The sequence below is a fragment of the Enterobacter sp. ku-bf2 genome (assembly GCF_001742765.1).
GTDB lineage: Bacteria > Pseudomonadota > Gammaproteobacteria > Enterobacterales > Enterobacteriaceae > Enterobacter > Enterobacter quasiroggenkampii.
Genome location: NZ_MDVW01000018.1, coordinates 217,089 through 240,464, shown reverse-complemented (window position 1 = coordinate 240,464; position 23,376 = coordinate 217,089). Strand labels below are relative to the sequence as shown.

25 protein-coding genes are annotated in these 23,376 nt (G+C 58.3%); 23 read left to right on the top strand and 2 right to left on the bottom strand.

Translation table 11 applies throughout. The features are described from left to right. Positions 1–180 precede the first annotated feature (180 nt). The 17 genes from BFG58_RS16165 to BFG58_RS16085 all read left to right on the top strand — a co-directional run bounded on the left by BFG58_RS16165 (position 181) and on the right by BFG58_RS16085 (position 14,998). Positions 181–957 carry a threonine/serine exporter ThrE family protein gene (locus BFG58_RS16165; RefSeq protein WP_048028601.1) on the top strand — a complete coding sequence of 259 codons (777 nt, stop codon included), beginning with the start codon at positions 181–183 and terminating at the stop codon, positions 955–957. After that, positions 948–1,421, top strand: coding sequence for a threonine/serine exporter (locus tag BFG58_RS16160; RefSeq protein ID WP_045907727.1), 474 nt, complete (start codon positions 948–950; stop codon positions 1,419–1,421). Before BFG58_RS16165 ends, BFG58_RS16160 begins: the two co-directional genes overlap by 10 nt. Before the next feature lie 67 nt (positions 1,422–1,488). Beyond that, positions 1,489–2,130 carry a TetR family transcriptional regulator gene (locus BFG58_RS16155; protein ID WP_063620696.1) on the top strand — a complete coding sequence of 214 codons (642 nt, stop codon included), beginning with the start codon at positions 1,489–1,491 and terminating at the stop codon, positions 2,128–2,130. 41 nt (positions 2,131–2,171) lie between these two features. After that, positions 2,172–2,624: a MarR family winged helix-turn-helix transcriptional regulator gene (locus BFG58_RS16150; RefSeq protein WP_023293337.1), complete on the top strand. Its 453-nt coding sequence runs from the start codon at positions 2,172–2,174 to the stop codon at positions 2,622–2,624. A gap of 84 nt (positions 2,625–2,708) precedes the next feature. Beyond that, entirely contained in the window at positions 2,709–3,137 is a 429-nt protein-coding gene (locus BFG58_RS16145; protein ID WP_008502092.1) for an organic hydroperoxide resistance protein, read from the top strand. 148 nt (positions 3,138–3,285) lie between these two features. Continuing rightward, the gene (dnaT, locus tag BFG58_RS16140; protein WP_063620694.1) at positions 3,286–3,831 is read left to right on the top strand and encodes a primosomal protein DnaT; all 546 of its coding nucleotides are present in this window, start codon (positions 3,286–3,288) and stop codon (positions 3,829–3,831) included. Further along, positions 3,828–4,565, top strand: coding sequence for a DNA replication protein DnaC (gene dnaC, locus BFG58_RS16135; RefSeq protein ID WP_008502094.1), 738 nt, complete (start codon positions 3,828–3,830; stop codon positions 4,563–4,565). The genes dnaT and dnaC overlap by 4 nt, the downstream gene beginning before the upstream one ends. 83 nt (positions 4,566–4,648) lie before the next feature. Next, entirely contained in the window at positions 4,649–5,131 is a 483-nt protein-coding gene (locus BFG58_RS16130; RefSeq protein ID WP_024908282.1) for a DUF2501 domain-containing protein, read from the top strand. A 270-nt stretch (positions 5,132–5,401) separates the two neighbouring features. Beyond that, positions 5,402–7,693, top strand: coding sequence for a phosphatidylglycerol--membrane-oligosaccharide glycerophosphotransferase (gene opgB, locus BFG58_RS16125; protein WP_069720188.1), 2,292 nt, complete (start codon positions 5,402–5,404; stop codon positions 7,691–7,693). Between the two features lie 180 nt (positions 7,694–7,873). After that, on the top strand, positions 7,874–8,512 hold the full coding sequence (locus BFG58_RS16120; protein ID WP_048028608.1) for an EAL domain-containing protein: 639 nt from the start codon (positions 7,874–7,876) through the stop codon (positions 8,510–8,512). 178 nt (positions 8,513–8,690) lie between these two features. Further along, a complete protein-coding gene (locus tag BFG58_RS16115) occupies positions 8,691–9,185 on the top strand; it encodes a spore coat protein U domain-containing protein (RefSeq protein ID WP_063620692.1) in 495 nt (164 codons plus the stop codon). A 2-nt stretch (positions 9,186–9,187) separates the two neighbouring features. Further along, positions 9,188–9,964, top strand: a complete 777-nt coding sequence (locus BFG58_RS16110; RefSeq protein ID WP_063620690.1) for a molecular chaperone — start codon at positions 9,188–9,190, stop codon at positions 9,962–9,964. Continuing rightward, entirely contained in the window at positions 9,885–12,173 is a 2,289-nt protein-coding gene (locus BFG58_RS16105; protein WP_254665204.1) for a fimbria/pilus outer membrane usher protein, read from the top strand. Before BFG58_RS16110 ends, BFG58_RS16105 begins: the two co-directional genes overlap by 80 nt. Next, the gene (locus BFG58_RS16100; RefSeq protein WP_069720123.1) at positions 12,164–13,120 is read left to right on the top strand and encodes a spore coat U domain-containing protein; all 957 of its coding nucleotides are present in this window, start codon (positions 12,164–12,166) and stop codon (positions 13,118–13,120) included. The genes BFG58_RS16105 and BFG58_RS16100 overlap by 10 nt, the downstream gene beginning before the upstream one ends. A gap of 126 nt (positions 13,121–13,246) precedes the next feature. Next, the gene (locus BFG58_RS16095; RefSeq protein WP_069720122.1) at positions 13,247–13,987 is read left to right on the top strand and encodes a winged helix-turn-helix domain-containing protein; all 741 of its coding nucleotides are present in this window, start codon (positions 13,247–13,249) and stop codon (positions 13,985–13,987) included. A 1-nt stretch (position 13,988) separates the two neighbouring features. Continuing rightward, entirely contained in the window at positions 13,989–14,462 is a 474-nt protein-coding gene (locus tag BFG58_RS16090; protein WP_069720121.1) for a hypothetical protein, read from the top strand. Between the two features lie 29 nt (positions 14,463–14,491). Then, a complete protein-coding gene (locus BFG58_RS16085) occupies positions 14,492–14,998 on the top strand; it encodes a GNAT family N-acetyltransferase (protein WP_069720187.1) in 507 nt (168 codons plus the stop codon). Positions 14,999–15,226: 228 nt separating this feature from the next. Here the strand turns inward: BFG58_RS16085 and tsr are convergent, their stop codons facing one another. Both tsr and hpaR read right to left on the bottom strand, forming a co-directional pair. Beyond that, positions 15,227–16,891: a methyl-accepting chemotaxis protein gene (gene tsr, locus BFG58_RS16080; protein WP_069720120.1), complete on the bottom strand. Its 1,665-nt coding sequence runs from the start codon at positions 16,889–16,891 to the stop codon at positions 15,227–15,229. 83 nt (positions 16,892–16,974) lie between these two features. Then, positions 16,975–17,415 (bottom strand): homoprotocatechuate degradation operon regulator HpaR, encoded by a 441-nt coding sequence (hpaR, locus tag BFG58_RS16075; protein ID WP_045907716.1) that lies wholly within the window; start codon positions 17,413–17,415, stop codon positions 16,975–16,977. A gap of 270 nt (positions 17,416–17,685) precedes the next feature. On the opposite strand from hpaR, the gene hpaG reads away from it, so the two are divergent. The 6 genes from hpaG to hpaI all read left to right on the top strand — a co-directional run bounded on the left by hpaG (position 17,686) and on the right by hpaI (position 23,362). Further along, positions 17,686–18,963 carry a 4-hydroxyphenylacetate degradation bifunctional isomerase/decarboxylase gene (gene hpaG, locus BFG58_RS16070; protein WP_069720119.1) on the top strand — a complete coding sequence of 426 codons (1,278 nt, stop codon included), beginning with the start codon at positions 17,686–17,688 and terminating at the stop codon, positions 18,961–18,963. Beyond that, on the top strand, positions 18,960–20,426 hold the full coding sequence (gene hpaE, locus BFG58_RS16065; protein WP_025912116.1) for a 5-carboxymethyl-2-hydroxymuconate semialdehyde dehydrogenase: 1,467 nt from the start codon (positions 18,960–18,962) through the stop codon (positions 20,424–20,426). Before hpaG ends, hpaE begins: the two co-directional genes overlap by 4 nt. A gap of 2 nt (positions 20,427–20,428) precedes the next feature. After that, entirely contained in the window at positions 20,429–21,280 is an 852-nt protein-coding gene (gene hpaD / locus BFG58_RS16060) for a 3,4-dihydroxyphenylacetate 2,3-dioxygenase (protein ID WP_069720118.1), read from the top strand. Between the two features lie 9 nt (positions 21,281–21,289). Further along, positions 21,290–21,670: a 5-carboxymethyl-2-hydroxymuconate Delta-isomerase gene (locus BFG58_RS16055; protein WP_069720117.1), complete on the top strand. Its 381-nt coding sequence runs from the start codon at positions 21,290–21,292 to the stop codon at positions 21,668–21,670. Positions 21,671–21,751: 81 nt separating this feature from the next. Continuing rightward, positions 21,752–22,555: a 2-oxo-hept-4-ene-1,7-dioate hydratase gene (gene hpaH, locus BFG58_RS16050; RefSeq protein WP_069720116.1), complete on the top strand. Its 804-nt coding sequence runs from the start codon at positions 21,752–21,754 to the stop codon at positions 22,553–22,555. Between the two features lie 9 nt (positions 22,556–22,564). Next, a complete protein-coding gene (gene hpaI / locus BFG58_RS16045) occupies positions 22,565–23,362 on the top strand; it encodes a 4-hydroxy-2-oxoheptanedioate aldolase (protein WP_045907712.1) in 798 nt (265 codons plus the stop codon). Positions 23,363–23,376 lie beyond the last annotated feature (14 nt).

The window sequence follows — 23,376 nt, the reverse complement described above, 5'->3', positions numbered from 1 at the left end:
TTATAGTTTGATATTAATAATTCACGGCATTAATAAATTAATCCCGCCCACTTTCACGACACCGACTGTCACTGTTTGCACAAACCTTGATCTGGCCCACAGCAAGAGGGACTGCACTTTGTGCTAAAAGTACTCATTATGGGCTAACCGGCAACCTCTCCATCTTTTTCAGGACACGACATGCAGGCAGAGCGGTCAACGCAGCGTGCTATCACGCGGCTATGTATTCAGTGCGGTCTTTTTCTGCTTCAGCACGGCGCGGAAAGCGCGCTGGTTGAGGAGCTTTCCACCCGGCTGGGGCTGGCGCTAGGGATGGACAGCGTCGAAAGTGCCATCTCATCCAATGCCATTGTGCTGACCACGATTAAAGACGGTCAGTGCCTGACCTCCACGCGCAAAAACCATGACCGCGGCATAAACATGCACGTCGTGACCGAAGTGCAGCACATTGTCATCCTCGCTGAACATAAGCTTCTCGATCTCAGGGAGATTGAAAAACGGTTCAACCAGATCAAGCCATTACGTTATCCGCGCTGGCTCGTCGTGTTGATGGTAGGGCTCTCGTGCGCCTGCTTTTGTAAGCTCAACAAAGGCGGATGGGACGGTGCAATCATCACCTTTTTCGCCAGCAGTATCGCCATGTATGTTCGCCAGCTGCTGACGCATCGGCAGCTGCACCCGCAAATTAACTTCTGCATTACCGCATTTGTCGCCACCACGGTTTCTGGCCTGCTGCTGCGTCTGCCGCAGTTTGCCAACACCCCGACCGTTGCCATGGCCGCCAGCGTGCTTCTGCTGGTTCCGGGCTTTCCGTTGATCAACGCCGTCGCCGACATGTTTAAAGGGCACATCAATACCGGTCTGGCACGCTGGGCGATCGCCAGCCTGCTGACGCTGGCGACCTGCATCGGCGTGGTCATGGCCATGACACTCTGGGGGCTACGCGGATGGGCGTAATCGATTTTCTGCTGGCACTGGCGCAGGACATGCTTCTGGCCGCGATTCCGGCCATCGGCTTCGCGATGGTATTTAACGTCCCGCAACGCGCTCTGCCGTGGTGTGCCCTGCTGGGCGCGATTGGCCATGGCTCACGCATGGTCATGATGACGGCGGGTTTTAACATCGAATGGTCGACATTTATGGCCTCCATGCTGGTCGGCAGTATCGGCATTCAGTGGTCGCGCTGGTACCTGGCACATCCCAAAGTGTTCACCGTTGCCGCGGTGATCCCGATGTTTCCGGGCATATCGGCCTATACCGCAATGATTTCCGCGGTGAAAATCAGCCATTTCGGCTATACCGAGCCTCAGATGATCCTTCTTCTCAGCAATTTTCTTAAGGCGTCCTCCATCGTCGGCGCGCTCTCCATCGGGCTGTCGATCCCCGGCCTGTGGCTATACCGCAAACGCCCACGCGTTTGATATTTGTGTTATTTCGCTGCCGTGGAGATAATCCGTCTGGTCCGTTTGGTGAAAATAAGGAAAGGATGTGGCTAACCCTGGCAGCGAACACCCCGATCACAGTGAAGAATCCAGCCTGAAAGAGAAAATCTTTCAGAGCGCCATCGCGCTTTTTGCCGAGTATGGATTGAACGGTGCACGGATGGAGCAGATCGCAGAGAAAGCGGGCACCACCAAACGCATGGTGGTTTACCATTTCAAGAATAAAGAGAACCTCTATCTCCTGGTACTGGAACATGTTTACACCCAGATTCGCGCCAGTGAAAAAGCGCTAAGCCTGACGGGAATGCCCCCGGTCGAAGCGCTGGTCAATCTGGTTGAAGCCACTTTTGACTATCATGCCGACCACCCTGACTACATCCGGATTATCTGCATGGAAAACATGCAGCGCGGCCGCTTTATGCAGCAGTCGAGCTATCTCCGCCAGGTCAACCGCAGCGCGCTCGACCTGCTGGAGGAGATCCTGCGCCGGGGGAAAGAAAAACAGCTCTTCAGTGAGACGGTAGACGCCCGCGATCTTCATCGTCTGATAAGCAGCTTCAGCTTTCACTACGTTGCCAACAGCTACACCTTTACGCTGCTGTTTGAAGAAGGCGCAGACGAGCAGGCGCAGCGCCAGCACTACCGCAAAATGGCCGTTCAGGTGGCGCTCCGTTACACCTGCCCATAAAATTGCTTGCAATTAAATCGTACACTATCTATATTCATCTCATGAACGCGAAAACGAACGATGCAACCGCTGCGCTCAAGCTGGATAACCAGCTCTGCTTTGCCCTCTATTCGGCAAATCTGGCGCTTAACAAGCTGTACCGGCAGTTGCTGGCACCGCTGAACCTGACCTATCCACAATATCTGGTGATGCTGGTGCTGTGGGAGCAGGATGATATGACGGTGTCGGACATCGGTGAACGGTTGTTCCTTGACTCTGCGACCCTGACGCCGCTGTTGAAGCGTCTGGAAAGCGCCGGGCTCATCAACCGCCACCGTTCACGCAAAGACGAACGTCAAGTCGCCGTCACCCTGAGTGAAGCGGGACGTGAGCTCCAGCAGCAGGCTTTGGGTATCCCCCATGCGGTGGGGTGCGCAGCGCAGTGTGATACTGACACCCTGCTGGCGCTCAAACAGCAGCTCGAACTTTTGCGACAACAGCTACACCGCGCGTAACGCTATACTTTACGCGTTATTATTTACCCATATATATCGCACGCTATTTAATAGTACACGTTAAAACAAGATGAGGAACCTGCCATGTCTTTAGAAAAAGTTGTTTATACCGCCAAAGCAAAAGCCACCGGTGGCCGTGACGGTCGTGCCACCTCCTCCGATGGCGTACTGGACGTCAAACTGGGTGTGCCAAAAGAGATGGGCGGCATGGGGGGAGACGTGACCAACCCTGAGCAGCTGTTTGCCGCGGGCTACTCTGCCTGCTTCCTGGGCGCGATGAAGTTCGTGGCGGCACGCGACAAATTTACCCTGCCAAAAGATGCCTTTATTGAAGGCGAAGTGGGTATTGGTCCGCTGCCTACCGGTTTTGGTATCGAAGCAAAACTGAACATCCATGTTGAAGGTATGGATCCTGCGGAAGCTAAAAAGCTGGTCGATGCGGCGCACATTGTTTGCCCGTACTCTAATGCAACCCGCGGCAACATCGACGTCACGCTGAACATCATCGCGTAATAACTGCCTGACGGCGCTGCGCTTATCAGGCCTACAACTGTAGCCCCGGTCAGCGCAGCGCCGCCGGGGAAATCCCCTCCTTCCCTTTCCCCTCTCTGTGCTACCATAAGCCCATATCACGCCCGTAGTCATCAGTAGAGTAAGCGTTATGTCCTCCAGAATTCTGACCACCAGCATTGCTGGTATTGATGCCTTTATGCGCGACCCTCGCGGTGTGTTGACCCACGCCGAAGGGGGCACGGTTGCGGTTTTTGCCGACAACGCGCCAGCGTTTTACGCAATCACACCGGAACGTCTGGCACAGCTTCTGGAGATCGAAGCGCAATTGTCACGCCCGGCAAGCGATGTCACGCTGGATAATCAGTTCTTTGATGAACCGGTTAACGTTCCCGTGACCGTTCCGATGGGTAAATTTGCCCTCTATTCGGGCTGGCAGCCGGATGCAGATTTTCAGCGGCAGGCCGCGCTGTGGGGCATTGCGTTAACCCAACCCGCCACCGCGGAAGAGCTTGCCGCGTTTACCGCCTGGTGGCAGGCGGAAGGGAAAGTGTTCACCCATATTCAGTGGCAGCAAAAGCTCGCGCGTCATCTCCAGATTACCCGCGCCGGCAACAATGGCCAGCCAAAACGTGATATCAATGCGTTTTCAGAACCGGATAAACAGATCCCCAGCGGATTCCGAGGTGCGAAATGAAGAACGTCGGCGACCTGATGAAACGTCTGCAAAAAATGATGCCTGCCAACGTGAAGCCTGCTTTCACCACCGGTGAAGAGCTGCTGGCGTGGCAAAAAGAGCAAGGTAAGATCCGCGCCGCCGCGCTCGCACGCGAAAACCGGGCGATGAAAATGCAGCGCACCTTTAACCGTTCCGGTATTCGTCCCCTGCACCAGAACTGCTCGTTCGATAACTATAAAATTGAGACCACCGGGCAGATGAACGCGCTGGCCGCCGCGCGGCAGTATGTGGATGAATTCGACGGCAATATCGCCAGCTTCATCTTTAGCGGCAAGCCGGGCACCGGCAAAAACCACCTGGCTGCCGCCATCTGCAACGAGCTGCTTCTGCGCGGTAAATCAGTCCTCATCATCACCGTGGCCGATATCATGTCCGCGATGAAAGACACCTTCAGCAACCGTGAAACCAGCGAAGAACAGCTGCTTAACGATCTGAGTAACGTCGACCTGCTGGTCATCGATGAGATTGGCGTTCAGACGGAATCCCGCTATGAAAAAGTCATCATCAACCAGATTGTCGATCGCCGCTCTTCGTCCAAACGCCCGACCGGCATGCTGACAAACCACAACATCGACGAGATGACCCGCTTGCTGGGGGAACGCGTCATGGACCGCATGAAGCTGGGTAACAGCCTGTATGTCATCTTCGACTGGGACAGTTACCGCAGCCGCGTCACCGGGAAAGAGTATTAAGACAGTTCCAGGAATCGCCGACAGGTCGCAGGTATATACTGGAACCCCTTCGGCCCAAAACGGACCTTTTTGAGAGAGCCATGATGAAAAAACAGATTCTAATCAGCACCTTTTTAGGCGCACTGCTGGTAACCGGCGCAGCGCAGGCGGCGTCCTGGCAGGAGTCCCTGTCAAGCGCAGCAAATGAGCTGACCAAAGAGAGCAGCAGCACGCAGGGCGGACTCTCCGCCTCTTCCCTCACCAGCCTGCTGGGCAACAGCGGTCAAAGCCTGAGCGCGGGCACGATGAACAACGCGGCGGGGATTCTGGAATATTGCGCGAAGCAAAAGCTGGCCTCCGTGACCGACGCGCAAAACGTGAAAAACCAGGTGCTGGGTAAACTGGGTCTGGATACCCAGGAGCAAAAAGCGGACACCAACTATATGGACGGCATTCAGGGCCTGCTTAACGCGCAGAACGGTCAGCAGCTTAACCTGAGCACCCTCGGCAACTCTTCTCTGGCCAAACAGGTGAAAACCAAAGCCTGCGATCTGGTGCTGAAACAAGGCGTTAATTTCATCTCCTGATCCACCCCATTTTCTGCCATAACACGCCGCGTTTAATGCGATAGTCTTGCAACGCGGCGCTAAATGAGCGTTTTTCCTGCCTGCCACCGTCTCAGCGTCCGTTTGTCAGGATGTGCACGTCTTCATAAAAACGATTTTCTAAACCAAATCCTAACAACAGCACACTTTCGTGACACTAAAATTGCAGCTTAACGACATCGCAATTACATTGTATGACCCAAAAAATAAACAGTTAGCCAGCGAAGCATCTGGCGTCACGAGGATATGCTGTTGTCTGAATTCCTGTCTCTTATCCTTTTTCTGGCTTCTGTCGGCGTTTACGCCTGGAAAGCCGGCCGTCACACCTGGTGGTTTATCGCCACGCTGGTGGTGCTCGGCATTTTTATTATTTTAAACATTACCTTATACGCCAGCGATTACTTTACCGGTGACGGCATTAACGATGCGGTGCTCTACACGCTGACAAACAGCCTGACGGGCGCGGGTGTAAGCAAGTACATTCTGCCGGGGCTCGGCCTTGTCGTTGCGCTGGTCACCATTTTTGGCGCACTGGCCTGGGTGCTGCGTCGACGTCGCCATCATCCGCACCATCATGGCTACAGCCTGCTGGCGTTATTCCTGGCGCTGGCCTCCGTCGACGCCAGCCCGGCGTTCCATCAGATCACCGAACTGGTGAAATCCCAGTCGCGCGACGGCGATCCGGATTTCGCGGCTTACTACAAAGAGCCGTCGAAAACGATCGCTAACCCGACGCTCAATCTGGTCTATATCTACGGTGAAAGTCTGGAGCGCACGTACTTTGATAACGATGCCTTCCCGGACCTGACGCCAGATCTGGGTGCGCTGAAAAATGAAGGTCTCGATTTCAGCCACACCATGCAGCTGCCCGGTACGGATTACACGATTGCCGGTATGGTTGCCTCCCAGTGTGGTATCCCGCTGTTCGCGCCTTTTGAAGGTAACGCCTCAGCCTCCATGTCGACCTTCTTCCCGCAGAATATTTGCCTCGGCGATATCCTGAAAAACTCCGGCTACGAAAACTATTTTGTGCAGGGAGCAAACCTGCGCTTCGCCGGAAAAGATGTGTTCCTGAAATCCCACGGTTTTGACCACCTGTACGGCTCAGAAGAGTTAAAAACGACGGTTGCCGATCCGAGCTACCGCAACGACTGGGGCTTCTATGACGATACGGTACTCGACGAAACCTGGAAGAAATTCGAGGAGCTGTCCCGCGCGGGCAAGCGTTTCTCTCTCTTTGCGCTGACGGTGGACACCCATCATCCGGACGGGTTTGTCTCGCGCACCTGCAAGCGCAAAAGCTATGACATTGATGGTAAAAACAACAAATCGTTCAGCGCCGTCACCTGCAGTCAGGAGCACATTGCCGCGCTGGTCGAGAAAATCAAAGCCTCGCCCTGGTTTAAAAACACCGTCATTGTCGTCTCGTCCGATCACCTGGCGATGAAAAACAGCGCGTGGGACCAGCTCAACAAGCAGGATCGCAGCAATCTGTTCTTCGTCCTGCGCGGCGACCAGCCGCAGCAGGAGGAGATCGCCACCAAACGCAACTCCATGGATAACGGCGCCACCGTGCTGGACATCCTGGGCGGCGACAACTTTATTGGCCTGGGCCGCAGCACGCTGTCGGGGCAATCCCTGTCGGAAGTGTTCCTCAACATGAAGGAAAAAATCCTCGCCTGGAAGCCCGACATCATCCGTCTGTGGAACTTCCCGAAAGAGATGAAGGACTTCACCGTCGATCGGGATAAAAACACCATTGCCTTCTCGGGCAGCAACTTCCGCCTGCCGCTGCTGGTACGCGTGTCGGAGGGTCGCGTTGAGCCGCTGCCAGAAAGCGAGTATTCCGCGCCGCTGCGCTATCAGCTGGCCGATTTTGCGCCACGCGATAACTTCGTCTGGGTCGACCGGTGCTACAAAATGGGCCAGCTCTGGTCGCAGCCGCTGGCGCTCTCTACCGACTGGTGTGTTTCTCAGGGCCAGCTCGGCGGCGAGCAAACCGTGCAGCACGTGGATAAAGCCCAGTGGAAAGGCAAAACCGCGTTTAAAGATACGGTAATTGATACGGCGCGCTATCAGCACAACATCGACATGCTGAAAATCAGCGACAACGATATTCGCTACAAAGCGGACAGCTTTATCTTTAACGTGGCCGGCGCGCCGGAAGAAGTGAAGCAGTTTAGCGGCATCTCGCGGCCGGAGTCCTGGGGACGCTGGTCCAACGCGCAGCTGGGCAATGAGGTGAAAATTGAGTACACCCATCCCCTGCCGGAACAGTTCGACCTGGTGATCACCGCCAGGGCCTATGGGCCGAATGCTAACAAGCCCGTCCCCGTGCGCGTGGGCGATCGGGAGCAGACGTTAACGCTTGGAAACGACGTGAGCACGCACACGCTGCATTTTGAGAATCCTTCACGCAGCAATACCCTGGTCATCGTGCCGCCGGACCCGCAGTCCACGAACGAGGGGAATATCCTTGGTCACTCACCGCGTGAGCTCGGGATCGGCATGGTCGAAATCAAAATCATCAGCAAAGCGGGTTAATGCGCGTCGCGCCCGGCGTTCTGCCGGGCGCTTATGAAAATAAATAATCCTATATAACTCCTATAAATTAGATAAAAACACTTTATATAAGCTATTTTTATCTATAAATATCCTGCCAAAAACCAAATCCATAAAATGTGCAGCTCCTGAAATCACCACGGAGCGTTACGCACGTTTATCATGCTAACCGGCTATAAGTTCGAATCCATCCGGGCACTGCGCAGTGAAAATGTGATTGCCTGGGAGGTATTGTCCACGGCAAAGCCCAACGTCAATCTTGAAGATTACTTTGGCTCGATGTCGGCGACGCAGCGTAAAGCGCACTTCTTTGCGCAGCTTCGTCACGCCATGTTTTGCAAGGATGGCGACAAGTATTATCTCAATGCGACATCGGATTTACTGCTGGAAACGGACTTCCTCGACAGGCTAAAAGAAGAAACCCCGTGCCCGGAGAGACTTGCTATCGAGATCACCGATCTCCATACGATGGTCCAACTCGACGATACGCAAAGCCGGGTGCTGCAAAAATGCATTGCGACGCTCCATCAGTGGGGGATTGAAGTGTGGGCAGACGATGTCTGCGAAGACCTTCTTCCCGACCTGCTGACCAGCCAGATCCGCTTCTGCGGCATCAAAATTGACAAACATACCTTCTGGAACGGACGGACCGAGCAGGCGAAGTTTCTGCACCTCACCCGCGAGTGCAAGCGCGTCGCCAGCAAGGTGCTGATCGAAGGCATCGAAACCGCGGGTGATTTCGCGCTGGCCCGCGCCAGCGAGGCCGATTACGGCCAGGGCTATCTGTGGGGGAGAAAATGACCCCTTTCATTCCGAATGCTGGCGATCGGGTCATCGTTCTGCGCGGCAACGCCTGCTTATGGCCTTGCCCCACTTTTTGCTGCCACAACCTGGCGGAATGCCATCAAAAACGCTGCCTGCTGGACGCTCAGTCATTCGCTTTGTAATTGCACTGTTACTCACGTCAGGAAATAAGATCATGAAAATTATTCCCACCGCTGTATGTTGTTCCGCTCTCCTGCTTCCTGCTGCTGCGATCGCCGCAGACAGTACCGCAAGCGCGACGATGCACGTCTCACTTGAGGTTGTGAAGTCGTGCACCCTCAAAGCCAACGATCTTAACTTCTCGCGTCACGGCTCCGATGAGTCGAGTGAAATCCAGGCCAAAACGCAGGTCGATATCGTTTGTACCAACGGCACGCCGTTCACCCTCACCGCCACCAGCAACGACGGCGAAAACGGTACCTTCTGGCTGAAGCCGGAAAATGGCGAAACGGGCGCGCAGAAGATTGCGTGGAAGCTCTTTGCTGACGAAGGCAAACAGACGCAAATCACCGGTACGAATGGCCTGGACGATACCGGCAACGGAGCGGAACAGGAGGAAACGCTGTATGGCGTCATTGACGCCGGGGCGCTGACAACCGCCCAGGCAGGGAACTACAGCGACGATATCACGTTAAAACTGGAGTATTGATCGTGCGTCGTTACCTTCCCTGCTTCATTTTGTGGCTCATGATGCTGGCGCTGCTGTCACGCTACGCGCTGGCCGCCACGCTTCAGGTGGCCCCGGTAACGCTCGATCTGCAGAGCGACCAGCGGGCAGCGGCGGTCTATCTCACTAACAGTGGGAAAGCGGCTATCCATGCGCAGATTCGGGTGTACGAATGGACGCAAAAAAACGGTAAAGATGTGCTGGTGGCCACCGGGGAGGTGGTCAGCAGCCCGGCGATGACATCACTGGCGCCGGGCCAGCAGCAGCTGGTGCGCATTATCGTCATGCAGCCCGGCAACCGTGCGCAGGAACAAAGTTACCGGCTGGTCATCGACGAACTGCCGGACGCCGCGTCCCGTGCCGCCAACCCCTCCGCGGTACACTTCCTGCTGCGCTACTCGATTCCGGTGTTTATTGCCGGGAACCAGAGCGCGCCCGTCAGCCACGATGCCCTGAGCTGTGAGCAGGCAGACATACCGGCCACTCTCCGCTGCTTTAACGCCGGAAACCGCCACATCCGCCTGAGCCACCTTGAGGCCCTGACGGCCGATGGGAAAGTTGTAGGGTCGATTAAAGGCCTGGCGGGCTATGTGCTTCCGGGACAAACCGCCCTTTTATCGCTCAAGCAGCCCACACGTCACGCGCTCAGCACGCTGCGCGTCTATCTCAATGATGACCATCATGCCAGCCAGATACCTCTGCGCCCGCTCGCTTCTCGCGCTCCTGTTTTGGCTACCGCTCATGCTGTCAGCCCGGACTGATCCCGCCGACACCGTGCAATGGCTGGCCATTACCGTGAACCACGCCCCGCGAGGCGAACTTTGGGCCTGCCGGGTGGTGGATAATGCGCTATGGATAAGCCGCAGCGACATGAAAAAGCTGGGGCTTCACGCCCCGGAGGATCGCGCCGGGTGGGTTGAGCTGACCTCCCTGCCAGGCCTGAAGGTCAATCTCGACGTGCTGTCCCAGCAGGTTTCAATTACCGCAGAGGCCGACGCGCTCGAAGGCCAGCAGCATCTGACCGTCTCAAAGCCCGCGCCGATGTACCGCTATCCCGATGCGCAGCCCGTCAGCGCCTATACGCTCGGATACGCGCTCTACGCCAGCGACGTACAGGGGAAGCGCCAGCTTAACGCCCAGACCATGCTGACCGCGTCCGGCGGGCTGCCCGGAACGTTCAGCAGCAGTTTTTCAAGCCATGCCGGGGAGGAAAACAGCGCCGGTCGACCGACCCACACGCGTCTCGAAACCCGCTGGCAGTGGGACAACACCGACTCGCTGACCACGCTGGCGCTGGGCGACAGCGTCACCACCGGCACCCGCTGGAGCCGACAGGTGCGCTTTGGCGGGCTACACTGGGCACGTAACTTTGAGCTCAATCCCCAGCTCAATACCGAACCGCGCAGCCGCTACAGCGACACCGCCGTGCTGCCTTCCACGGTCGATTTGTATATCGACGGCCTTAAGCAGAGCAGCCAGCGCGTCACGCCGGGAGACTTTCTGCTGGATACCCTGCCCTCCTTCACCGGAAGCGGGCAAGCGGAGGTGGTCATTACCGATATCAACGGCCAGCGTCGCGCCGTACAGCTCGATCTCTACGGCGCGCCGGGGATGCTGGCGGAAGGGCTCAGCAGCGGTTCGCTGGACATCGGCTGGATGCGCGAAAACTACGCCCTGCACTCCGACGACTATGCCGCCTCGCCGCTGCTGGACGCAGGCTGGCGCTATGGGGTGAATAATCACCTGACGCTGGCGCTGCATACGGAGCAGCAGCGCAGGCTGCGCAACGTGGGCGCGGGCGCTGACTGGCTGGTCTCCCCCGCCGTAGGGGTGCTCAGCCAGCACGTTGCCGTGAGCGACAGCCCTTACGGTCAGGGCGTTCAATGGGGCCTCGGCTGGCAGTGGAACGGCAGAGGAACGGGCATTTCTGCCAGCACCGTCCGAACCGAAGCGGATTTCGCCGACAACGCCCGCATGAGCGGTGCCGCGCCCGTCAGGCGCAGCGACAGCGTGTGGGTAAGCCAGTCCATCCCCCATTTCGGTACCGTGGGCGCGGGCTGGGTACAGCAGAACATTCAGGGCAGCACAGAGCGTTACCTCAACGCCTCCTGGTCGGTATCGCTGCCGGCACACATCTCCACCACGCTGAGCTACACCCGCTCGTTTACGGATGCGTCGAGTCACGTTCAGCTGCTGTTTTCCGTCCCATTGGGTCGCGAGGACACGCTCTCCGCTCAGGCCAGCCGGGATACGCCGCGCATGGATTACCGCCACCAGCCGGACGATGAGGCCGGCGGCTGGTCATGGGAGCTGGGCCAGGGCTTTGGCGAACGACGTGAAAAATATGCGGACGTAGGCTATCTGGGCCGAGCGGGCGAATGGCACGTTGGGTTGCAGCAAGGTGCCAGCCAGGGCAACCAGTACGCCTCCGCCGAAGGTAGCCTGACGCTGCTGGACGGCAGCCTGCACGCGCTGCGCTACATCCAGCAGGGCATGGCGCTGGTCTCCACGCACGGTGTTGGGCACGTACCGGTGATGCTGGAAAACCGCCCGGCCGGTGAAACGGATGAGGACGGTTATCTCCTGCTGACCGATCTGCCGCGCTACCACAACAGCAAAGTCAGCATTAACCCGCTCGATCTGCCCGCCGATGTGATCGCCCCCGTCACCGACATGCATGCCAGGCCGGGCAACAGCAGCGCGGTCAAAGTCGAGTTTAACGTCCATCATGCCGTCACGGTTCAGGCCCGGCTGGTCGACAGCCGCCGCAGGCCGCTCCCGCTGGGCAGCGTCGTGTCAACGCCGCAGGGTGCCACCATCGTGGGACGCGACGGCTTTATCTGGCTTGAAGATCCGCCCCTGCCGGGTGAGCTGGTGGTGAAGACCGGTGAGGGGGAGTGCCGGGTCACGCTTCCGGCGCCCCGTACCGCGTCATCTATACAGAATATCGGAGAACAACTGTGTCATTAAGAGCACCGTTATTATTGCTGATCGTCCTGTCCGTGAAGGCGATGGCGGCAGCCTGCTGGATAACCTCCATGACCGCCATTAACTTTGGCAACGTCGTGGCGGGCAATACCACCTCCGTCAACACCGAGGTCAAGTTTAGCTGCCAGGCCGACAACGAAGGCAGGACGGAATATCTCAACGTCTGCCTGAGCAGCGTAGACGCCCCGCCCTTTGAGATGATCTCGCCGGGGGATCAGGAGGGAAAACAGTACACCCTCCTCTTCCGCCTGCTGAACGGTGCTGCGCGATCTCAGGAGCTGGGGCCTGCCAGCAGCGGGAACCTGATTCAGCAAACTCTGGCCGCGGAGAGCAATGCCAACGTCAGCGGTACCTTTCCGCTTATCGCGACCATTCCGGCAGGGCAAAGCCAGCTTCCGGCCTACCACTATTACAACTACAACATGAATCTGCGTATCGCCTGGCACAGCGCCCTGCGTCAGGATGCCCTGCAAAACTGCTCGGACGGTTCCGCAGAGGGGGAGCAGGTGCAGGGCGGCACCAGCGCGCAGGCCGAAATCAGCCAGGGATGCTACATCGAGCGCGTGACGCCCCTTAACTTCGGCACCCTGACCAGCACCGCGACCCTGCGTCCGACGCGTTCCACCGCCACCCTGACCACGCGCTGTCCGGCCGGAACCGCGCTCACCCTTGCCATGGGCAAAGGCAACCATGCCAGCGGTAACCAGCGGCAGCTCTGCAACAGCGAGGGCCAGTGCCTGCGCTACGGGCTCTGGCAGGATGAGGCGGCCACGCAACGCTGGGGAGATCAAAGCAGCGGCGATGCGCTGCAGGTCACCAATCCCGCTGGCGGCACCCAGAACTACACCGTTTACGGCGAGGTCCCGGCGCAGCCGCTAACCGGCACCGGGGAATTTATTGATGACGTGATTATCACGCTGACTTATTAAACCACCCAAAATCCTGCCTGGATCAATGTTATCGGTAACAGTGGCGTTAAAATAGCCAGCAATGCAGCCCGGAAGGCGTAGGCCTTCTCTTTTTATTTTTTATCTCTGTTTTTATTACAAGAACTTATGAAATACCTGCTTGCTGACGCCATCGTCTACAACGACGAGGACGGTTCTGTTTCTCTTATCAATGCGCCGGACGATGATGCGCAGCTCCTCACCTGTACGGCCAATACCATCATGAAGCTGCTGGTTCAGCATCATGGGAACGTCGTTGAACGGGAAACCTTTCTCCAGGAAGTCTGGGATCGGCGAGGGCTCCAGGGGTCTAACAACTCCTTAAACCAGTACATCAGCATTCTGCGCAAGATGCTGGCGACACTGCTTCCCGACGCGCTGTTTATCGTTACCGTACCGAAAACGGGCTTTATGCTCAGCGCCGATGTCACGGTCACTCCGCTGGAGGAGGCTCCGCCGACCGCCGAAACGGCGAAACCTGCATGGCGCGTTCGCCCGGAAGGGCTGTTCTGCGGCGCGCTCACGCTGGTCGTCGTTGCGCTATGCCTCTGGATCGCGCTCATCAAGCCAGAAAATTCACAGCGGGAGATCCATCTGCTAACGCACATTGGCACCTGCCCGGTCTACACCTTTACGCCGCTGGCGGACGTGTTTCACGGGAAGGCGATTACGCTGGCGCAAACGCTTCAGAAGGACGGCCATCTTCCGTGCCTGAAAAATTCAATTTTCTACATGCACATTCAGAGAACGCTTTTCTACGGCCACGAAGGGCGGCTGGTGCTCTCCCAATGTTCCCTCACGCAGGGTAAAGCCAGCGCCTGTCGTACGCTTTACTATTACGAGTGGTGATATGAGACACAAAAAAGTTTGGCTAATCCTGATCCTCAACCTGCTGCTGCTGGGCACCGTGCTGGCATGGTACTTTCACACGCCCCCGCTGTCGGTGGCCTGTGACGGAAACTTGACCTTCTCCGACCGGCGCGACAGCCACGATTTCACCTTTGACGGTGAGATCATTATGCGTTTTCATCCCGACAAAACGGGGTACATCACGGTTAACGGCAGTGTGGTGAATGCCCCGCGCAGCTGGGAGATTTCCCGCCAGGAGATGTTTAAATGGCGTCACGTGGAAGGTGAACTGTATGAGATCGTTATTCAAAAAGTGGAGCGTTTTAGCCATGACGCCATGCCGCCCGGGGTCTTTGAAAAATACGTTGCCGGCCTGACGCTGGGCAATAAAAGGCTTCTGACGATCGAGCGCACGCCGGAAGACGCGCTGGTGATCAGCAATTTCTATTCGCCGGTGCTGATCTGCTCGGAATAATGTCGACGGGTCAGGTTATACTTGCCGCCATGACTCTTCGCATTCGCCCCACCACCCGCAACGACGTTGCTGCCCTGTCCGCCATTGAACGCGCGGCGGCCGGGCGCTTTCGTGACTTCCCGGCACTCGCCTGGCTTGCCGACGGCGAGGTCATTTCCGCTGAGCAACACCTCGGCTATGTCGAACGCGGGCTAAGCTGGCTGGCGCTGGCAAACGACTACCCCGTCGGGTTTATCCTTGCCGAAGCCCATCCGTCTTCACTGTTTATTGTCGAACTCTCGGTTGATCTGGACTGGCAGGGAAAAGGGATCGGCAGGCAGCTCATCGCCTGCGTGGCAGACCATGCCCGTAACAGGGGGCTGACAGCGCTGACGCTGACGACGTTCGGGGACGTACCGTGGAATGCGCCGTTCTATGCCCGGCTGGGGTTTGAAAAAATGACGACCCTGACGCCTGAAATGCGTCAGAAAAGGGAAGAAGAGACAGCGCACGGTTTCGCGTATGAAACGCGCTGCGCCATGCGCCTGCCTCTGTAATATCGCCCGGTGGCGCTGCGCTTACCGGGCCTACAAAACCACGAACCGTAGGCCGGGTAAGGCACAGCCGCCACCCGGCAAAAGCCACGAACCGTAGGCCGGGTAAGGCGCAGCCGCCACCCGGCAAAACCACGAACCGTAGGCCGGGTAAGGCGCAGCCGCCACCCGGCAAAACCACGAACCGTAGGCCGGGTAAGGCGCAGCCGCCACCCGGCACAACATACGGCGTTAGAACGTTTCCCAGTTATCACCTGCATCAGCGGTAACCGTTTTACGCGCCATCGCCGGTGCTGCAACGGTTTTCGCGGAAGCGAATTCGCGCGCTTTCATCTGCTCCTGCTGAATGCGGAACACCGCCACGGCCTGCGTCAGACGGCTTGCCTGCTCTTCCAGTGCGGCTGCCGCTGCGGCAGACTCTTCCACCAGCGAGGCGTTCTGCTGGGTCACGCGATCCATCTCAGCCACCGCCAGACCGACCTGGTCGATACCGCGGCTCTGCTCGTCAGACGCAGAGGCGATTTCGCCCATGATGTCCGTGACGCGGGTGACCGCATTCACGATCTCACCCATGGTTTCACCAGCGCTTTCGACCAGCGTTGAACCCACTTCAACGCGACCCACGGAGTCTTCAATCAGGCTCTTGATCTCGCGTGCCGCCTGGGCGCTGCGCTGGGCCAGGTTACGCACTTCACCTGCCACCACCGCAAAACCACGGCCCTGCTCGCCCGCACGCGCCGCTTCTACCGCCGCGTTCAGTGCCAGGATGTTGGTCTGGAAAGCAATGCCGTCGATCACGCTGATAATGTCGGCAATTTTCTGCGAACTGCCCGCGATATCGCGCATGGTCTGCACCACGTTATCCACCACTTTGCCGCCTTTCTGCGCGGTTTCGGAGGCGCTCAGGGCAAGATGGCTCGCCTGACGGGCGTTCTCGGCGTTCTGCTTAACGGTCGCGGTCAGCTGCTCCATGCTGGCAGCGGTCTCTTCCAGGGAAGCGGCCTGCTGTTCAGTACGGGAGGAGAGGTCATTGTTGCCCATCGCGATTTCACTCGCGCCGCTGTAGATCGCATTCGCGCCGTTACGCACGTCGCCAACGGTACGCACCAGCTCGCCCTGCATATGGCGCAGCGAGTCGGCCAGTTCACCCATCTCGTTGGTGCCCTGAACTTCAATACGCTTCACCAGGTCGCCGCTGGCGATATGGCGAATGTTATCGATCAGACGATTCAGCGGGGAGATCAGCGTCTGCTTGATGTTCAGCCAGACGGCCACGATCACCACCAGCACGGCAATCAGGACGCTGATCAGCACCCAGATAGCCTGGCTGTAGGAGCTGTTGCTGTCTTCGACCGCCATCTGGTACAGCTTGTCGTTCTGCTGCAAGTAGCTCACGTACTGCTTCTCAAAACCGTCCTGGTAACTCTGGGTCGGCTGGTCGAAGAAGGCGTTGATTTTGCCCGCGCCCAGCAGCTGGATCAGCTCCGCCAGCGCGCCGTGGTAAATATCATAGTTACGCTTGATCTCCATGGCATCCGCATCGCTTTGACGCGGATCGCGCGGCAGGGCTTCGTAGGCAGCCCAGTTTTTTTCCGCCTGCTTCAGAGACACAGAGGCGATTTGCATCAAATCGTTCACGGTCGCGCCGCTGCCGATATTGCTCTGATCCATCATGTAGCGGATACCCGCGCGGTTCAGGGTATTACGGGTTTGCAGCAACGCTACCCAGCTGGCGTTCAGCGTGGACTGTTGCTGGCGAATGGTTTGCAGAACGGTGAAATTCTCTTTGTCATTCTTCAGAGCATTAAAGAAAAGACCACCGGATGTGAGTTGTAAAAGGCCAAATATCGCTAAAACCAGCATTAAGCTGGTGACAATCTTGATACGGTTTAACATGTTTTCTCTTTCCTCAGACAGATACAGAATTTTCGGCCTGGAAAGGGAAAACTTTACGAAATTCATCCTGGAATTTGTGGTTTTTACTCTTCATCCCGCGCTGCGTTATGACGGTTTCCGAGTTCAATAAACTCTTCCAGCAGCGCCGTCAGCTGTTTCATCTTCTCCGGCGTATATTCCGCCTCAATCTGCTGATACGCCTCTTCCACCTGCGCCTGGGCGTGCTCATACAGCGCATTGCCCTCTTTGGTCAGCGAGACGTACAGCTTGCGCTGGTCGTTCACCGGCTTTAAGCGCAGCACCAGACCGTCGCGCTCCATGCGCGTCAGAATGCCGGTCAGGCTCGGGCGCAGGATGCAGGTGCGAAACGCCAGATCGTGAAAATCCATCGACGGATGTTCAGCCAGCACGCGCACAATACGCCACTGCTGCTCGGTCAGATTATGGCGCTTCACAATCGGGCGGAAGTAGGACATCGCCGCTTCCCGCGCCTGCAGCAGCGCGATGGTTAATGAATCATGCATAGCCTGTTCCCTTCACATCATTAACAAGTAAACAAACACGAAAAGATGTTTTTATAAACAACACGTTTTCTGCCAAAAAGTCTAACAGAAACCCATTAATTTTATTAACAAACTGATTTTACTATACATAAAAAAGAATATGTAAATTTATTGTTATTCATATCACAAATTTTTCACTTCTGATTGCGAAATAAACAGCAAAAGCATAAAACCAGATCATTAACATATTAATGAAATCCAAACCGGACCTCCGGCCTGAGGAGTATGTGAATGAAAGGTACCGTTTTTGCCGTCGCCCTCAACCATCAAAGCCAGCGCGAAGCCTGGCGTGAGGCGTTTGAAAAAGCCCCCTACAACACGCCGCCGAAAACGGCGGTGTGGTTTATCAAACCGCATAACACCGTGATTCGCGCGGGCGAGCCCATTCCGTTCCCGCAGGGGGAAACGGTGCTGAGCGGCGCCACGGTGGCGCTGGTCGTGGGCAAAACCGCCAGCAAGGTGCGCGTGGAGGACGCCGCGGAATATATTGCGGGATACGCGCTCGCCAACGAGGTGAGCCTGCCGGAAGAGAGCTTCTACCGCCCGGCCATCAAGGCCAAATGCCGGGACGGATTCTGCCCGCTTGGCGAACCGGTCGCCGTTGATAACGTGGATAACCTGACCATCATCACCGAGATCAACGGCCGCGAAGCGGACCACTGGAACACCGCCGATCTGCAGCGTAACGCTGCCGAACTGCTGAGCGCCCTGAGCGAGTTCGCCACCCTTAATCCCGGCGATGCGATCCTGCTCGGTACCCCGCACAGCCGCGTTGAGATCCGCCCGGGCGATCGCGTGCGTATTCTGGCGGAGGGGTTTCCGCCGCTGGAAAACCCGGTGGTGGATGAACGCGACGTCGCTAACACACACCGCACGCCGCCGCACGCCACGCTGTTTGCCCTCGGTCTGAACTATGCCGATCACGCCAGCGAGCTGGACTTCAAGCCGCCCACCGAGCCGCTGGTCTTTATCAAAGCGCCTAACACCTTCAACGGTGACAACCAGACCTCGGTGCGCCCGAACAACGTCGAGTACATGCACTATGAAGCGGAGCTGGTGGTGGTCATCGGCAAAACGGCGCGTAAGGTGAGCGAAGCCGAGGCGATGGACTATGTTGCGGGCTATACGGTCTGCAACGACTACGCCATTCGTGACTATCTCGAAAACTACTACCGCCCGAACCTGCGGGTGAAAAGCCGCGACGGGCTGACCCCCATATCCCCCAACATCGTGCCAAAAGAGGCCATTCCCGACCCGCACAACCTCGCCCTGCGCACCTTCGTGAACGGCGAGCTGCGTCAGGAAGGCACCACGGCGGATCTGATCTTCAGCATCCCGTACCTGATTGCGTACCTGAGCGACTTTATGACCCTGCAGCCGGGCGACATGATTGCCACCGGCACGCCGAAGGGGCTCTCCGACGTGGTGCCGGGCGATGAGGTGGTGGTGGAAGTGGAAGGCGTGGGACGCCTGGTGAACCGAATTGTGAGTGAGGAGACGGCAAAATGAAAAAGATAAACCATTGGATCAACGGAAAAAACGTCGCGGGCAGCGACTACTTCCACACCACTAACCCGGCCTCCGGCGAGGTCCTGGCTGAAGTGGCCTCCGGCGGTGAAGCCGAAATCCATCAGGCCGTTGCCGCCGCCAAAGAGGCGTTTCCGAAGTGGGCCAACCTGCCGATGAAGGAGCGCGCGCGCCTGATGCGTCGTCTGGGCGATCTGATCGACCAGAACGTCCCGGAGATCGCCGCCATGGAAACCGCCGATACCGGGCTGCCGATCCACCAGACCAAAAACGTGCTGATCCCGCGCGCCTCGCACAACTTCGAATTTTTCGCCGAGGTGTGCCAGCAAATGAACGGCAAGACCTACCCGGTTGACGACAAGATGCTCAACTACACCCTGGTACAGCCGGTGGGCGTCTGCGCGCTGGTGTCGCCGTGGAACGTGCCGTTTATGACCGCCACCTGGAAGGTCGCGCCCTGTCTGGCCTTAGGTAATACCGCGGTGTTGAAGATGTCTGAACTCTCCCCGCTGACCGCCGACCGTCTGGGCGAACTGGCCCTCGAAGCGGGTATTCCGGCGGGCGTGCTGAACGTCGTTCAGGGCTACGGAGCGACGGCAGGCGATGCGCTGGTGCGTCATCACGACGTGCGCGCGGTCTCTTTCACCGGCGGCACCGCCACCGGGCGCAACATCATGAAAAACGCCGGGCTGAAGAAGTACTCCATGGAGCTGGGCGGCAAATCCCCGGTACTGATTTTTGAAGACGCGGATATCGAGCGCGCGCTGGACGCCGCCCTGTTCACCATCTTCTCCATCAACGGCGAGCGCTGCACCGCGGGCTCGCGCATCTTCATCCAGCAGAGCATCTACCCGGAATTCGTCAAGCGCTTCGCCGAGCGCGCCAACCGCCTGCGCGTGGGCGACCCGACCGATCCAAATACCCAGATTGGCGCGCTGATTAGCCAGCAGCACTGGGAGAAAGTCTCCGGCTATATCCGCCTCGGCATCGAGGAAGGCGCAACCCTGCTGGCGGGCGGCCCGGACAAACCGACCGATCTGCCTGCACACCTGAAAGGCGGCAACTTCCTGCGCCCGACCGTGCTGGCGGATGTTGATAACCGCATGCGCGTGGCGCAGGAGGAGATCTTCGGGCCGGTGGCCTGCCTGCTGCCGTTCAAGGACGAAGCAGAAGGGCTGCGCCTGGCCAACGACGTGGAGTACGGCCTGGCGTCATACATCTGGACCCAGGACGTGAGCAAGGTACTCCGTCTGGCGCGCAATATCGAAGCGGGCATGGTGTTCGTCAACACCCAGAACGTGCGCGACCTGCGCCAGCCGTTTGGCGGCGTGAAGGCCTCCGGCACCGGCCGCGAGGGGGGTGAGTACAGCTTCGAGGTGTTCGCGGAGATGAAGAACGTCTGCATCTCCATGGGCGACCATCCGATTCCAAAGTGGGGGATCTGAAAATGGGTAAATTAGCGTTAGCGGCAAAAATCACCCACGTGCCGTCGATGTATCTCTCCGAGCTGCCGGGTAAAAACCACGGCTGCCGCCAGGGCGCTATCGACGGACACAAAGAGATCAGCAAGCGCTGCCGGGAGCTGGGCGTCGATACCATTATCGTCTTCGACACCCACTGGCTGGTGAATAGCGCCTACCACATCAACTGTGCGGACCATTTTTCGGGCGTCTACACCAGCAACGAGCTGCCGCACTTTATCCGCGACATGACTTACGACTACGACGGCAACCCGGAACTCGGCCAGCTGATAGCCGACGAGGCGGTGAAGCTTGGCGTGCGCGCCAAAGCGCACAACATTCCGAGCCTGAAGCTCGAGTACGGCACGCTGGTGCCGATGCGCTACATGAACGCGGATAAGCACTTCAAAGTGGTCTCTATTTCGGCGTTTTGCACGGTTCACGACTTCGCCGACAGCCGCAGGCTGGGCGAGGCCATCGTCAGCGCCATTGAAAAATACGACGGCACCGTGGCGGTGCTCGCCAGCGGCTCGCTGTCGCACCGCTTTATCGACGACCAGCGCGCGGAAGAAGGGATGAACAGCTACACCCGCGAGTTCGACCGCCAGATGGACGAGCGCGTCGTGAAGCTGTGGCGCGAGGGTCAGTTCAAAGAATTCTGCAGCATGCTGCCGGAGTACGCCGACTACTGCTACGGCGAGGGCAATATGCACGACACGGTGATGCTGCTGGGCATGCTCGGCTGGGACAAATACGACGGCAAGGTGGAGTTTCTCACCGAGCTGTTCGCCAGCTCCGGCACCGGCCAGGTCAACGCCGTTTTCCCGCTGTCCGCCTAAGGAGCCACCATGCCGCACTTTATTGCTGAATGTACCGACAACATCCGCGAGCAGGCCGACCTGCCGGGGCTGTTCGCCAAAGTGAACGAGGCACTCGCCGCCACGGGCATCTTCCCTATCGGCGGTATCCGCAGCCGCGCCCACTGGCTGGACACCTGGCAGATGGCCGACGGAAAACACGATTACGCCTTTGTCCATATGACGCTGAAGATTGGTGCCGGGCGCAGTCTGGAGAGCCGGGAGGCCGTGGGGGAGATGCTGTTTGGGCTTATCAAAGCGCACTTCGCGGAGCTGATGGCGAGCCGCTACCTGGCGCTGTCGTTTGAGCTCGACGAACTGCACCCGACGCTCAATTACAAACAGAACAACGTGCATGCGTTGTTTAAGTAGCGGACCCACACCGCCCGTACCCTACATCGTAGGCCGGGTAAGCGCAGCGCCACCCGGCAACAGCCGCATAAAGGATACTCCATGCTCGACAAACATACCCATACCCTGATCGCCCATCGTCTGCATCAGGCGGAACAGTCCCGGGAGCAGATCCGCGCGATCTCGCTGGACTATCCGGAGATTACGATTGAAGACGCCTACGCCGTCCAGCGCGAATGGGTGAGCCTGAAGATCGCCGAAGGCCGCGTGCTGAAGGGCCACAAGATCGGCCTCACCTCTAAAGCGATGCAGGCCAGCTCGCAGATCAGCGAGCCGGACTACGGCGCACTGCTGGACGACATGTTCTTCCATGACGGCAGCGACATTCCCGTCGATCGCTTTATCGTCCCGCGCATTGAAGTGGAGCTGGCGTTCGTGCTGGCAAAACCGCTGCGCGGCCCGAACTGCACGATCTTCGACGTCTATAACGCCACGGACTACGTCATCCCCGCGCTGGAGCTGATCGACGCCCGCTGCCACAACGTCGACCCGGAGACCCAGCGTCCGCGCAAGGTCTTCGACACCATCTCCGATAACGCCGCCAACGCGGGCGTGATCCTCGGCGGCCGTCCGATTAAGCCCGACGAGCTGGACCTGCGCTGGATCTCCGCCCTGCTCTACCGCAACGGCGTGATCGAAGAGACCGGCGTGGCCGCAGGCGTCCTGAACCACCCGGCCAACGGCGTGGCGTGGCTGGCCAACAAGCTTGCGCCGTACGACGTGCAGCTTGAGCCTGGCCAAATCATTCTCGGCGGCTCGTTTACCCGCCCGGTGCCCGCCAGCAGAGGCGACACCTTCCACGTCGATTACGGCAACATGGGCTCCATCAGCTGCCGCTTTGCCTAGGAGAGCACGATGCAAAACGCATTTAAAGCGGCGCTAAAAGCAGGCCGTCCGCAAATTGGATTATGGCTGGGGCTGACCAGCAGCTACAGCGCCGAGCTGCTGGCCGGAGCAGGCTTCGACTGGCTGCTGATCGACGGCGAGCACGCGCCGAACAGCGTGCAGACCGTCCTGACCCAGCTGCAGGCTATCGCCCCTTATCCGAGCCAGCCGGTGGTCCGCCCGTCGTGGAACGACCCGGTGCAGATCAAACAGCTGCTGGACGTGGGTGCACAAACCCTGCTGGTGCCGATGGTGCAAAACGCCGACGAAGCGCGTCTGGCGGTACGTGCCACCCGCTACCCGCCTGCGGGCATTCGCGGGGTGGGCAGCGCCCTGGCACGCGCGTCGCGCTGGAACCGCATTCCCGATTACCTGCAGCAGGCCAACGACGCCATGTGCGTGCTGGTGCAGATTGAAACCCGCGAGGCGCTGAAAAACCTGCCGCAGATCCTGGACGTGGAAGGTGTCGACGGCGTGTTTATCGGCCCGGCGGATCTGAGCGCCGACATGGGCTTTGCCGGCAATCCGCAGCACCCGGAGGTGCAGGCCGCTATTGAGCAGGCGATCGCGCAGATACGCGCTGCCGGTAAAGCTCCCGGCATCCTGATGGCGAATGAACCGCTGGCAAAACGCTATCTTGAGCTCGGCGCGCTGTTTGTCGCCGTCGGGGTCGACACGACCCTGCTTGCCCGCGGCGCGGAAGCGCTGGCGGCACGCTTTATCGAAACACCGGTTACGTCAGTTCATAACAATAAATCCGTCTACTAAACGTAAGATCTGGA